The 13,006-nt window shown below is 58.5% G+C and carries 13 protein-coding genes; 7 read left to right on the forward strand and 6 right to left on the reverse strand.

Going from position 1 to position 13,006, the window contains the following annotated elements:
* Window positions 1–175: 175 nt before the first annotated feature.
* Complete coding sequence (gene budC / locus AC6I7J_RS06375; RefSeq protein WP_021509195.1) at window positions 176–940, forward strand: meso-2,3-butanediol dehydrogenase; 765 nt, start codon at window positions 176–178, stop codon at window positions 938–940.
* A 56-nt stretch (window positions 941–996) separates the two neighbouring features.
* Here budC and AC6I7J_RS06380 read toward each other — a convergent pair whose 3' ends face one another.
* The gene (locus AC6I7J_RS06380) at window positions 997–1,866 is read right to left on the reverse strand and encodes an MBL fold metallo-hydrolase (RefSeq protein ID WP_498007008.1); all 870 of its coding nucleotides are present in this window, start codon (window positions 1,864–1,866) and stop codon (window positions 997–999) included.
* A gap of 172 nt (window positions 1,867–2,038) precedes the next feature.
* On the opposite strand from AC6I7J_RS06380, the gene AC6I7J_RS06385 reads away from it, so the two are divergent.
* Complete coding sequence (locus AC6I7J_RS06385; RefSeq protein WP_132465006.1) at window positions 2,039–2,926, forward strand: LysR family transcriptional regulator; 888 nt, start codon at window positions 2,039–2,041, stop codon at window positions 2,924–2,926.
* Between the two features lie 17 nt (window positions 2,927–2,943).
* On the opposite strand, the gene AC6I7J_RS06390 is transcribed toward AC6I7J_RS06385, so the two are convergent.
* Window positions 2,944–3,840 carry a TIGR01777 family oxidoreductase gene (locus AC6I7J_RS06390; protein WP_498007009.1) on the reverse strand — a complete coding sequence of 299 codons (897 nt, stop codon included), beginning with the start codon at window positions 3,838–3,840 and terminating at the stop codon, window positions 2,944–2,946.
* A gap of 204 nt (window positions 3,841–4,044) precedes the next feature.
* On the opposite strand from AC6I7J_RS06390, the gene yfcF reads away from it, so the two are divergent.
* Window positions 4,045–4,686, forward strand: a complete 642-nt coding sequence (gene yfcF, locus AC6I7J_RS06395; RefSeq protein WP_058758433.1) for a glutathione transferase — start codon at window positions 4,045–4,047, stop codon at window positions 4,684–4,686.
* Window positions 4,687–4,791: 105 nt separating this feature from the next.
* Complete coding sequence (yfcD, locus tag AC6I7J_RS06400; protein WP_021509200.1) at window positions 4,792–5,337, forward strand: NUDIX hydrolase YfcD; 546 nt, start codon at window positions 4,792–4,794, stop codon at window positions 5,335–5,337.
* A 45-nt stretch (window positions 5,338–5,382) separates the two neighbouring features.
* On the opposite strand, the gene AC6I7J_RS06405 is transcribed toward yfcD, so the two are convergent.
* The 3 genes from AC6I7J_RS06405 to ackA all read right to left on the reverse strand — a co-directional run bounded on the left by AC6I7J_RS06405 (window position 5,383) and on the right by ackA (window position 10,205).
* Window positions 5,383–6,642, reverse strand: coding sequence for a 4-aminobutyrate--2-oxoglutarate transaminase (locus AC6I7J_RS06405; RefSeq protein WP_058769908.1), 1,260 nt, complete (start codon window positions 6,640–6,642; stop codon window positions 5,383–5,385).
* A gap of 146 nt (window positions 6,643–6,788) precedes the next feature.
* Entirely contained in the window at window positions 6,789–8,933 is a 2,145-nt protein-coding gene (pta, locus tag AC6I7J_RS06410; RefSeq protein WP_176428128.1) for a phosphate acetyltransferase, read from the reverse strand.
* A gap of 69 nt (window positions 8,934–9,002) precedes the next feature.
* Complete coding sequence (gene ackA / locus AC6I7J_RS06415; protein WP_021509203.1) at window positions 9,003–10,205, reverse strand: acetate kinase; 1,203 nt, start codon at window positions 10,203–10,205, stop codon at window positions 9,003–9,005.
* A gap of 339 nt (window positions 10,206–10,544) precedes the next feature.
* Between ackA and yfbV the strand changes: the two genes are divergently transcribed.
* From yfbV to AC6I7J_RS06430, 3 genes are all read left to right on the forward strand, one after another.
* A complete protein-coding gene (gene yfbV, locus AC6I7J_RS06420; RefSeq protein ID WP_021509204.1) occupies window positions 10,545–10,997 on the forward strand; it encodes a terminus macrodomain insulation protein YfbV in 453 nt (150 codons plus the stop codon).
* A 150-nt stretch (window positions 10,998–11,147) separates the two neighbouring features.
* Window positions 11,148–11,642, forward strand: coding sequence for a YfbU family protein (locus AC6I7J_RS06425; protein ID WP_021509205.1), 495 nt, complete (start codon window positions 11,148–11,150; stop codon window positions 11,640–11,642).
* A gap of 14 nt (window positions 11,643–11,656) precedes the next feature.
* On the forward strand, window positions 11,657–12,316 hold the full coding sequence (locus AC6I7J_RS06430; protein WP_498007010.1) for a sugar phosphatase: 660 nt from the start codon (window positions 11,657–11,659) through the stop codon (window positions 12,314–12,316).
* Between the two features lie 25 nt (window positions 12,317–12,341).
* Here AC6I7J_RS06430 and yfbR read toward each other — a convergent pair whose 3' ends face one another.
* Window positions 12,342–12,941, reverse strand: a complete 600-nt coding sequence (yfbR, locus tag AC6I7J_RS06435; RefSeq protein ID WP_021509207.1) for a 5'-deoxynucleotidase — start codon at window positions 12,939–12,941, stop codon at window positions 12,342–12,344.
* Between the last annotated feature and the right edge of the window lie 65 nt (window positions 12,942–13,006).

The following is a 13,006-nucleotide window of genomic DNA, read 5'->3' on the forward strand; positions in this document are numbered from 1 at the left end:
ACTGTAGACGGGCTGGGTGGTGGCGACCAATAACCGTACAAAAAAGTGCACTATTTGATAATCCGCCGGTTTTTTTCTGAACTAAGCGCCACGTTAAATCTGCAGGCTTCGCTTGAACTCAGCGCGCTGGCTGCCAGGCTTAACCGTTTCAACCACGAAATAACCAGGAGGAAATATGTCGCGCTTTGCAGAGAAAGTGGTGGTGATTACCGGAGCCGGATCCGGCATTGGTGCCGCCGCGGCGCAGCGTTTCGCCAGTGAAGGCGCACAGGTGGTGCTGGTGGGCAGAACCCGCGACAAGCTGGAACAGGTGCTGAGCACGCTGAGCGGCGAGAAGCATCTGGTGGCACCCTGCGACGTCGGCGATGCGGATCAGGTTAAACAACTGGCAGAGCAGGTGCAGCAGCAGTATGGGCGCGTGGATGTGCTGGTGAATAACGCCGGCAGCATCGTGCAGGGCAAAATTCACGAAGTGTCGATAGCGGACTGGAAGTCGCTGATGAGCACTGACCTCGACGGTGTATTTTACTGCACCCACTTCTTTATGCCCGCGCTGCTCAACAGTAAAGGCAACGTGGTGAATACCTCGTCGGTATCCGGACTGGGCGGCGACTGGGGCATGAGTGTCTACAACGCCGCCAAGGGCGCGGTGACCAATTTTACCCGCGCGCTGGCGATGGATTATGGCACCGACGGCGTGCGCGTTAACGCCGTTTGCCCGGGTTTTACCTTTACCGATCTCACCGAAGAGATGAAAAACGATGAGGCGCTGCTTGCACGCTTCTATGACCGTATTCCGCTGGGCCGCGCCGGTGAGCCGGAAGATATCGCCAGCGCGATTGCTTTCATCGCCAGCGACGACGCGCGTTATATCACCGGCGTTAACCTGCCGGTCGATGGCGGCCTGACGGCGTCGAACGGCCAGCCGAAACAGGCGTGAGTGATAACAGGCGGAGAGTCAGGTGTACTGTCACCGTCAATCCGCCTGTTAGTCGGTCATGGCTCACTCGCTTCGCCATCGTCACTTGCTGACACATAGCTGGCCGTATAACCGCCGTTCGCTAACGCCACGATTCTGGCAAAGCCAGACGCGCCAAAATGCATGCCGGCAATCACCGTATTTTCCGCTGCCACCTGCTGCAAAATACGCCGGCGCGTCTCTCTGGCCATGACGGGATCAATATCGAAGGCGATAGAAACCTGCGGACAGGCCAGCTGAACAGGCGGGTAATGCACAATATCACCCCAAATCAATAAACGCTCGCCGTCTGAATCAATGCGAAACCCGCAATGCCCCGGAGTATGACCGGGCAACGCCAGCGCACGGATTCCCGGGCTGATCTCCTCATCCGCCATCAGCTGCAGCCGCGGGCCATAAGCCTGCAGCGTGCGCCGCACCAGCGCCGCGTTTAACTGCGCGCGTTCACTCAGCTGGCTGATCGCCGCATCATCCTGCCAGAAGGCGGCTTCGCTGTGGCTGAGGCAGAGCCGGGCATGGCGAAAGACCGGCTGACCCGCGCTGTCCAGCAAGCCGCCAATATGATCGGGGTGCGCATGGGTTAATAACAGGGTATCGATGTCGTCCGGCGTCACCCCGGCCAGCTGCAGATGAGGCAGTAATTTGCCGCTCTGCGCATCGCGTTTTCCCATCCCGGTATCCACCAGAATCACGCGTCCCTGACCGCGAATCAGATAACAAAACACATGGATGTCGCCCGGCTGTGCTATGCCTGCCTGACGTTGCAGTTCGACCGCATCGTCGTGGTGAATGTCCGTTAATAAACTCAGACTGGCTTGCATGGTGCCGTCGCTGATGGCGCTGACCTGATATTTCCCGGTGGTGTATGAAAATATTGCCTGGCTCATAATGATCTCTGTGCGCTAATTTATTCGTTCACGTTAAACAAAATAACGCGGCAATTTTCGCGGCGGATTAGCGCGATGATAATGCTGCGTCAGTGGCTGTTAGCGCGATAATGACGCTAACACCGTTAAGGTGACCAGTGTCATTTTTGACAGAGTTGAGACCCGGATTGTCATGGACATAAAAATTTTGCGCGCCTTTGCCACTGTCGCGGCGCTGGAGCATATTGGTCAGGCTGCGGAACGGTTACATATTTCGCCGTCACCGCTTAGCCGGCAAATTCAACAGCTGGAAAGCGAACTGGGCATGGTGCTGTTTCACCGTGAAAAGAAACGTCTGCGCCTGACGGACGAGGGTAAGCGCTTTCTCACCGAGGTGACGCCCTTTTTGCAGCATCACGAACGGCTAAAAGAGTATGCGCAGCATCTGCAGCAGGGTGACGTCGGGCGGCTGGATATTGGATATGTGGAGGCGGCTATACACTCGCGCCTGCTGCCCGCGGCGCTGGCGCGGCTGGCACCGGGGGCGGGCATTGATGTCCGGCTGCATGCGTTACGTTCCGCACAGCAAATTGCCCGGTTAGAGGCGGGGGCGATCGATATTGCCATTGTGCATACGCTGCCGCACGATGACGCGGATTTTGTGCATAAGAAGATCGCGACCGAACCGGTGCTGCTGGCGATGCCGGCATCCAGCGCGCTGACCGCGCCCGTACCGGCTGATTTGCACGGCCGGGCGTGGATTGCCGACCAGGAAAATCTCAACCCTGCCGCGCGGGCGCGATTACTGGCAGCCTGCCAGCGCGCCGGCTTCCAGCCGGATATTCGTTTTGAAGTGAATGGTCCGCTGGCCGCGCTTGCCTGTGTCGAAGCCGGGCTGGGTTTCACCCTGATCCAGCACAGCCTGGCGCGCATCGTTCCGGATAACGTTGTGCTGATGCCGCTACCCGATCTGGCGCTGAAGATTGTGCTATATGCCGTCTGGCGCAGGCAGGATACCCGACCGTTAACGGCGCGTTTCCTGCAGCAGCTTTGCCTCACGCCCGCCGTGGCGCCGCGGTAAGCCTGAGCGGAGATGCGTCAGCCGGCGACATCCTGCAGCGCTTCCTGCAAATCGTACCAGCGGAAACCAAAGCCGGACTCCTCCAGCCGCTTCGGCAGCACGTGCTGCCCGCCCAGCACCAGCACGGCGGATTCTCCCATCATCAGTTTGATGGCGCTGGCCGGGGTGCGCATAAAGGCCGGACGATGCATCACCTGGCCCAGCGTGGCGGCGAACTGCTCGTTGCGCACCGCGTAAGGCGCCACCATGTTGAACGGGCCCTGCAACTGATCGTTATCGATCAACCACAGGATGGCGTTGACCAGATCGTCCACGTGGATCCACGGCAGGTACTGTTTGCCGCTGCCAATCGGTCCGCCGACGCCAAGTTTGAACGGCAGCTTCATTTTGCTCAGCGCGCCACCTTCGCGCGCCAGCACCACGCCGGTGCGCAGCAGGCACACGCGGGTGCGCTCGCTTTGCGCCTTCAGCGCCAGCTGCTCCCAGCGGGCGCACAGGGTGTGGGTAAACTCCTCATGGCCCGGATCGTCCTCGGTCACCACCACATCGCCGCTATCACCATAAAAGCCGGTGGCCGAGCCGGAAATAAACAGGCGCGGCGGATGGCTGCTGGCGTGGATCAGCGAGACGATCTGCTCAGTGATTTGCCAGCGGCTTTCGCACAGGCGCTGCTTTTGCTGCTCGGTCCAGCGCTTGTCGGCAATTGGTTCTCCCGCCAGATTGATGACGCCGTCAATAGCATTGAGATCGGACTGCTGGTTAATGCCTGACCACAGCATCACGCGCGCATCGAGTTTTTCCCGCGCGGCCGCCACGTCACGCGTTACCACATTCACCTGATGGCCCAGCTGCAGCAGGCGCGGAATTAAATGGCGACCTATCAGGCCGGTACCGCCGGTAATAAGCAGGTGCATGTTTAGTCTCCCTGTCATTAATTATCTGCTCTGAATTGAGCATAGAAGAGAAGTGCCGCTGCGGCGTGACAGCGCTTACGCTTATGATGAAAAACCGCCAGTTTGCTGTGGTCCTGCGGCAAAACATCGGACCAGCGCGCCATTGCCTTAGCCGGCAAAAATCGGTAAACATGATGCACACCTGACGCTTAGCCGAGGCAGCTGATGAACTATCCCGCCATTACGTTGTGGTCCGATTCCTGTTTTTTTAGCCCGTATGCCATGTCAGTTTATGTTGCGCTTACCGAGAAGGGCATTCCCTTTACCGTCAGGCGCGTTGACCTGTCGCGCAATGCACAGCTTGACGAGGAATACCGCGGCCTGTCGCTGACCTGCCGTGTGCCCACGCTGCAAATTGATGATGTCAGCCTGAATGAATCCTCGGCCATCGCCGAATACCTCGAAGAGCGTTTTCCGGCGCCGGAGTTTGAGCGCCTCTATCCGCGCGATCGCGAAAAACGTGCCCACGCGCGCGAAGTGCAGGCGTGGCTGCGCAGCGATTTGCTGGCGCTGCGCACGGAGCGTCCCACTGAGGTGCTGTTTGCTGCTGAACGCTTTGCTCCGCTCACGCCCGCTGGCGAACAGGCCGCCAGTAAACTGATTGCCGCGGTGCAGCGCCTGCTGCCGGACGGCCAACAGAACCTGTTTGGCGAGTGGTCGATTGCCGACACCGACCTGGCGGTGATGATTAACCGGCTGGCGCTGCACGGCGATCCGCTGCCAGTGAAGCTGCAGCACTATGCAGAATTCCAGTGGCAGCGCGCCTCGGTGCAGCTGTGGCTGGCCGAGTCGGGTAAAGCACGCTAAAACCTTGCGGCGACGAAAAGAACGCTTTACCTTAGCGCTCATTCTAATAAAGCATCGCAAACAGGCGCGTGCTGGGCACGCCGAAAACAGAGAAAGGGTTACCGGATGGTGGATCAAACGGCAGGTGACGGTATCGAGTGGGTGGATATCGTTAGCGAAGAAAACGAAGTGATTGCGCAGGCCAGCCGTGCGCAGATGCGTGCGCAATGTCTGCGCCATCGCGCTACCTATATTGTGGTGCACGACGGCATGGGCAAGATTCTGGTGCAACGCCGTACCGAGAGCAAAGATTTCATGCCGGGTATGCTGGATGCCACTGCGGGTGGTGTGGTGCAAAGCGGTGAAGACCTGCTGGAATCCGCCCGTCGTGAAGCGGAAGAGGAGCTCGGCATCGCCGATGTCCCGTTCGCCGAGCACGGCAAATTCTACTTCGAAGATCAGCACTGCCGCGTATGGGGTGGGCTGTTCAGCTGCGTGTCGCACGGTCCGTTTGCCATGCAGGAAGAGGAAGTGGATGAAGTGTTCTGGATGACGCCGGAAGAGATCACCGCCCGCTGTGATGAATTCACCGATGATTCACTCAAAGCCCTGTCGCTGTGGCTGAGCCGCAACAGTGACGCGGTGCGCAGTAAGCAAAGCAGCGAAGCCTGATTCCTGCGCTTCCACAGAAAGGCACCCCAAGGGTGCCTTTTGTGTTTAATGCTGGCTGAGAATACGGGTGAGAATGTTCAGCGCCGTACTGAACTGGGCGTCCGGAATGGTTAGCGGATAAAGAAAGCGGATCACGTTGCTGTGCACGCCGCAGGTCAGCAGAATCAATCCCTCGGCCAGCGCCTGCTGCTGAATCGCTTTGGCGATCTCCGCTGAGGGGCGGCCGCTGGCGTCATGAAACTCCGCCGCCATCATCGAGCCATAGCCGCGCACCTCTGCCAGCGCACGGCAGCCGGCGCCGTTCAACGCTTCTGCCAGCTGCGTACCGAGCCATTGCGCACGCTCGCACAGGTTTTCTTCACTGATAATATCCAGCACCGCATGCGCGGCGGCAATTGCTGGCGGATGGCCAGCATAGGTGCCGCCCAGACCGCCCGGCTCCGGTGCATCCATCACCGCGGCCCGGCCGCTCACCGCCGACAGCGGAAACCCGCCTGCCAGACTTTTCGCCAGCGTGATCAGATCCGGCTGTACCTCATAATATTCGCTGGCAAACAGCCTGCCGGTGCGCGCAAAACCGCTCTGTACTTCATCGGCGATCAGCAGGATGCCGTGGCGATCGCACAGCTGACGCAGCGCCGTCACAAACTCTGGCGGCGCGACATAAAACCCGCCTTCGCCCTGAACCGGTTCAAAGATGATGGCCGCCACCTGCTGTGGCGCGATATCGCTGCGGAAAATCGTCTCCAGACTGTCGAGCGCATCGTGCACGCTGACATTATGCAGCGCATTGGGGTAGCGTGCGTGAAACACCGGGCTGGCAAACGGGCCGAAGCCGGTTTTGTAAGGCAGCACTTTGCCGGTCAGCGCCATGGTCATATTGGTGCGACCGTGGAACGCGCCGCTGAAGGCGATAATTCCCGGACGGCCGGTGGCTGCGCGCGCGATTTTCACCGCGTTCTCGACCGCCTCGGCGCCGGTAGAGAAGAAGGTGGTTTTCACGGCGCCTTCAATCGGCACCAGCGCATTCAGACGCTCCGCAAGGTGAATGTAGTTCTCATACGGCACGATTTGAAACGCGGTATGGGTGAAGCACGTGAGCTGCTGCTGTACCGCCGCCAGCACTTTGGGATGCCGGTGGCCGGTATTGAGCACCGCAATGCCGGCGGCGAAATCAATATATTCCCGCCCCTGCTGGTCCCACAGCGTGGCGTTTTCGGCTTTCGCTGCAAAGAAATCACACATCACGCCCACGCCACGCGGCGTGGCCTGTAACCGACGGCTGTGCACATCACTGTTGCTCATTGCTGACCTCGTAAGTCGCGGGAGAGTGTAATCAGTGTTAGCGCGCAGGCGGGATTTTGCCAGTGCGTTTATACGGGCAGGGTTGTGGCGCAGGATAAAAAAAAGCACGCCCGGGCGGGCGTGCTGATGCGGAGCGGGGAAGGGGATTAGCCTTCAGCCTGCTGCGACTGAATCGCCGTCAGTGCAATGGTGTAGACAATATCATCGACCAGCGCACCGCGTGACAGGTCGTTAACCGGTTTGCGCATGCCCTGCAGCATCGGCCCGATGGAGATCAGGTCGGCAGAACGCTGCACCGCTTTGTAAGTGGTGTTACCGGTGTTGAGATCCGGGAAGATAAATACCGTCGCACGTCCGGCCACCGCTGAGTTCGGTGCTTTAGACTTGGCGACGTCTTCCATGATCGCGGCGTCGTACTGCAGTGGACCGTCGATCACCAGATCCGGACGTTTTTCCTGTGCAATGCGCGTCGCTTCACGCACTTTCTCTACGTCACTACCGGCACCGGAGTTACCGGTAGAGTAGGAGATCATCGCTACGCGTGGATCGATGCCGAAGGCTTTGGCGGAGTCGGCGGACTGAATCGCGATCTCGGCCAGCTGCTCCGGATTAGGATCCGGGTTGATGGCGCAGTCGCCGTACACCAGCACCTGCTCTGGCAGCAGCATGAAGAACACCGAGGAGACCAGCGAGCTGTTCGGCGCGGTTTTGATCAGCTGCAACGGCGGACGAATTGTGTTGGCGGTGGTGTGAACCGCGCCCGAGACCAGACCGTCAACTTCGCCGCTTTCCAGCATCATGGTGCCCAGCACCACGTTATCTTCCAGCTGCTCCTGCGCGACCACTTCGGTCATGCCTTTGCTCTTACGCAGCTCAACCAGGCGCGGCACGTAGTTGTCACGCACCACCTGCGGATCGACAATTTCAATGCCTTTGCCGAGCTCAACGCCCTGCGCTGCGGCCACGCGCTGAATCTCATCCGGATTGCCCAGCAGCACACAGGTGGCGATGCCGCGCTCGGCACAAATCGCCGCCGCTTTAACGGTACGCGGTTCGTCGCCTTCCGGCAGGACGATGCGCTTGCCGGCTTTACGCGCCAGTTCGGTGAGCTGATAGCGGAATGCCGGCGGTGACAGACGACGGCTGCGTTCGGATGTGGCGGTCAGTGATTCAACCCAGTCAGCATTGATAAAGCCGGCCACATACTCCTGCACTTTTTCGATGCGCTGCGTGTCGTCAGCCGGCACTTCCAGGTTAAAGCTCTGCAGGCTGAGCGAGGTTTGCCAGGTGTTGGTTTTTACCATGAACACCGGCAGGCCGGTCTGGAAGGCGCGTTCGCACAGACGGGCGATCGGCGCTTCAATCTGATAGCCGCCGGTCAGCAGCACCGCACCAATTTCGATGCCGTTCATCGCCGCCAGACAGGCCGCCACCAGCACGTCAGGACGGTCGGCTGAGGTCACAAGCAGCGAGCCCGGACGGAAGTGCTCCAGCATATGCGGGATGCTGCGCGCGCAGAAGGTGACGGATTTGACGCGACGCGTGTGGATTTCACCTTCGTTGATGATCTCCGCGTTGAGATGGCGGCACATATCAATGGCGCGCGTCGCGATCAGATCAAAGCTCCACGGCACGCAGCCCAGCACCGGCAGCGGGCTGTTAGCGAACAGTTGCTTAGGATCGATGTTGGCGATGCTGGCTTTCGAGGAGTCGTCGAAAATTTCTGACAGATCCGGACGGGTGCGGCCCTGCTCATCCACCGGCGCGTTGAGTTTGTTGATGATGACGCCGGTGATGTTTTTGTTTTTGCTGCCGCCGAAGCTGCTCTGCGTCAGTTCGATGCGCTCTTTCAGCTGTGCCGGTGAGTCGTTACCCAGCGACATGACGAAGACGATCTCCGCGTTCAGCGTTTTGGCAATTTCATAGTTCAGCGCCGAGGCAAACTGATGTTTGCGCGTCGGAACCAGGCCTTCCACCAGCACCACTTCCGCATCTTTGGCGTTGGCGTGGTAGTTGGCGATGATCTCTTCCATCAGCACATCCTGCTGGTTAGAACCCAGCAGCGACTCAACGCGGGACATTGGCAGCGGAACCGCGGCCGGAATAGCGGAGTTTTTGCGGATGATGGTGGTGGTCTGGTCTGGCGCATCGCCGCCAGCGCGCGGCTGGGCGATCGGTTTGAACACGCTCAGGCGCACGCCTTTGCGCTCCATGGCACGAATCACGCCAAGGCTGACGCTGGTCAGGCCGACGCTGGTGCCGGTAGGAATAAGCATAATTGTACGTGACACTATAGAAACCTCGCGGTGTTACAGGGTGTCAAAAACAACACCGTCAGCCGAAGCTGACGGAGAGAAACATTACGCGGTGAGGCGCGCGGCGTCCTGGGCGATGACCCACTCTTCATTGGTTGGAATCACCACCGCCGGGCGGGTACCTTCTTTATTGATGAAGCCGGACTTGCCAAAGCGTGCAGCCAGGTTGCGCTCGTGGTCAACCTCGAAGCCAAGCAGACCCAGTTTGTCCAGCGCCAGCTCACGCACCATCGCCGCGTTTTCACCGATACCGCCGGTAAACACCACCGCATCCAGACGGCCTTCCATCAGCGCGGTGTAGCTGCCGATGTACTTCGCCAGGCGGTGACAGAACACATCCATCGCACGTTTGGCATCGTCTTTAGTAGCGTAGTTATCTTCCACGTAACGGCAGTCGCTGGTGACTTCGGTCAGGCCCAGCAGGCCGGACTCTTTGGTCAGCAGTTTGTTGATCGCATCCACGCTCATGCCCAGCGTATCGTGCAGGAAGAAGACGATAGCCGGATCGATGTCACCGCTGCGGGTGCCCATCACCAGACCTTCCAGCGGCGTCAGACCCATTGAGGTATCTACGCACTGGCCGTTACGGATGGCCGCCACAGAACCGCCGTTGCCGAGATGGCAGGTGATGATGTTCAGCTCGCTGACCGGCTTGTTCAGCATTTTGGCGGCTTCCTGCGTCACATAGTAGTGACTGGTGCCGTGCGCGCCGTAGCGGCGCACGCCGTGCTCTTTATACAGGTTGTACGGCAGGGCATAGAGATAGGACTCTTCCGGCATAGTCTGATGGAAGGCGGTGTCGAAAACGGCGACATTTTTATCCGACAGGTGCGGGAAGTTTTTCATGGCTTCGTCGATGCCGATCAGGTGCGCCGGATTGTGCAGTGGCGCGAAGGACGACGCGTCTTTGATGCCCTGAATGACGGACTCGTCAATCACCACCGATTGCGTCAGCTGCTCGCCGCCGTGAACGATACGATGGCCGATTGCAGCGATTTGTGCCGAAAGCTCTGGTTTTTGTGCCAGAATAGTTTTAACGATGAAGTTCAGCGCTTCGCTGTGCGCTGCGCCCGCGCCGAGCGGGGCTTCCTGTTTGCTGCCGTCCAGTTTCCACTTGATGCGCGCTTCCGGCAGGTGGAAACACTCCGCCAGACCGGAAAGGTATTCGTCACCGCTGGCTGGATTGAGAATGGCAAACTTAAGAGAGGAGCTGCCGCAGTTGAGGACCAGTACTAACTTCGTCGACATGGAAGTACCTATTTTGTTAAATAGTGGCTAAAAATAACGCAATCAGACTAACAGCGTAGCCTATGAAAGCTGGTAGATTAATGATTAACATCATGCGCTAGTCAAAAAAGAAACGACACGCAAAAAATTTCGGTAATTTTACGCAGATTTTTGAAATCCACGAAGCGAAACATGGCTCCAGCGCGCTCTTTTATTGAGCTGCGGCTTCCGGTAATGTTGCAAAAACGGCGTCAGAATACCCACTGTGACCCGCAAAGACAAAATCTTTTGAAGGATGTCACGTAAAGTTGTGTAGTTATAAAATTTTTTTAAATGCTGCAGTAATAGTTGAGGTCTACCATGGCGAATGACGCAGGCAATCCAGGCTGGTTCGGCTTATTTCAGCGCGGCCAGCACTACATGAAAACCTGGCCCGCCGACAAACGTCTGGCGCCGGTGTTTCCTGAGAACCGTGTGGTGACGGCAACCCGCTTTGCGATTCGCTTTATGCCACCGCTGGCCATTTTTACGCTGACGTGGCAAATCGCGCTCGGCGGGCAACTCGGCCCGGCGATTGCCACCGCGCTGTTTGCCTGTAGCCTGCCGATGCAGGGATTATGGTGGCTGGGTAAACGTTCCGTCACGCCGCTGCCGCCAACGCTGCTGCACTGGTTCCACGAAGTGCGCGCCAAACTGGAAGAGGCCGGACAGGCCATTGCCCCCGTCGACGGCAAGCCGACTTACCAGGCGCTGGCGGATGTGCTCAAGCGTGCTTTTAAGCAGCTCGACCGTACTTTCCTCGACGATCTTTGATCAAATGGCGCTTTTCTCTGCCAGAGAATTTGCGCCCAATCCCGGTTCAAATCAAAGAATAGTGATGCGGACATACACGCATCGCTTTCGTTGTGTAATCATTTCTGCATTGTTTAAATCTTAAGCGGCCCTGCGGCCCGGGAGTAAACCATGGAAATGACCCATGCACAGCGACTGATTCTTTCTAATCAATACCAGATGATGGCGATGCTTGAGCCGGATAACGCCGAGCGCTATCGCCGCTATCAGACCATTATTGAACGCGGCTATGGACTGCAATTGCGCGAGCTGGACAAAGAGTTCGGCGAACTGAGCGAGGCGACCTGCCGTACGCTGATCGACATTATGGAAATGCATCATGCGCTGCATGTTTCCTGGTCCAATCACAAAGCGCCGTGCAACATTGAAGAGCGTCGCCTGGCGTTTCTCGGCTTCGACGCGGCCACCGAAGCGCGTTACCTCGGCTATGTGCGCTTTATGGTTAATGTGGAAGGGCGCTATACCCATTTCGATTCCGGCACCCACGGCTTCAATGCGCAAACCCCGATGTGGGAAAAATACCAACGCATGCTGGCGGTGTGGCACACTTGTCCGCGTCAGTATCACCTCAGCGAGAATGAAATCGCGCAAATCCTCAATGCCTGAATAAGGAGCAACGTGTGAAGTACAGGGGTTTTCTGTTTGATTTAGACGGGACGCTGGTGGATTCACTGCCGGCCGTGAATCGCGCCTGGTCACGCTGGGGCGCGCGCCACGGCCTGGCCGCGCAGCAGGTGCTGGACTACATTCACGGCAAACCGGCGATCAACTCGCTGCGCCACTTTATGGCGGGCCAGTCTGAAGCGGCGATCCAGGCCGAATTTCGCTGGCTGGAGCAGCTGGAAGCAGAAGACACGGCAGGCGTGCAGGCGATTGCCGGTGCACACGCGTTGCTGGCCACCCTGAACGCACTCGACATTCCCTGGGCGATTGTGACCTCGGGATCGATCCCGGTGGCGCATGCCCGTCACAAAGCGGCCGGTTTACCGCTGCCGGAGGTGTTTATTACCGCCGAGGACATTAAATTCGGCAAGCCCAATCCTGAACCTTATTTGCTGGGTGCTGAGCGGCTCGGGATTTCTGCGCCAGAATGCGTAGTGGTGGAAGATGCCCCGGCGGGCATTATCGCCGGGCTGGAAGCGGGCAGCGCGGTGGTGGCGGTCAATCCGCCGGCCGATGCGCCACGCCTGAGTGAAGTGGCGCTGCAGGTGGAAAATCTGCAGCCGCTGCACATCAGTAAACAGCCGGACGGTTATTTCAGCGTGACGATGCGCGCCTGAAACAGCCCACGCTGAGCGGCGCAGGTTACAGCGGCGTATCCTGGGAAATTTCATCCAGCGACAGGCTGAAGCTGGGGATGAAGACTTCAACGAAGTAATCCATCTCCGGCGATCGCCGCTGCGCCAGCGTCTTCTCCAGACGGGCTTTGGCCAGCAGAAACTCGTTGTTGCCGGCCGACAGTTCTTCAAGGCACTTAAGGTAGGCGCACAGCGCATCAGCCTGTTTCACCACCGCCTGCTCGCTCTCGCTATGCAGGTGCTCATCCAGCAGCGGACGATACGCGTCCTGCAACTCAGGCGGCAACATCTCAATCAGCTTGTGCTGCGCAATCTTTTCAATCTTCTTGTATTCATGGGCAATCTGCGCGTTGTAGTACTTTACCGGCGTGGGCAAATCGCCGGTCAGCACTTCGCTGGCATCGTGATACAGCGCCAGCATGGCGATGCGATCGGCATTCAGATTGCCGTTAAATTTTTTATTTTTGATGATGGCCAGCGCATGCGCCACCATGGCGACCTGCAGACTGTGCTCGGAGACATTTTCCGTGCGCACATTGCGCATCAGCGGCCAGCGGTTGATGAGTTTCAGGCGGGAGAGGTGGGCGAAAAAGTGGCTACGGGTCATGGACGGTTCCTGTTGCACGGCGGGGAGCTTGTGCGGCTCCCCGAAAGTCAAACAGTATACGCGTC

This window comes from Type-C symbiont of Plautia stali (assembly GCF_059730935.1).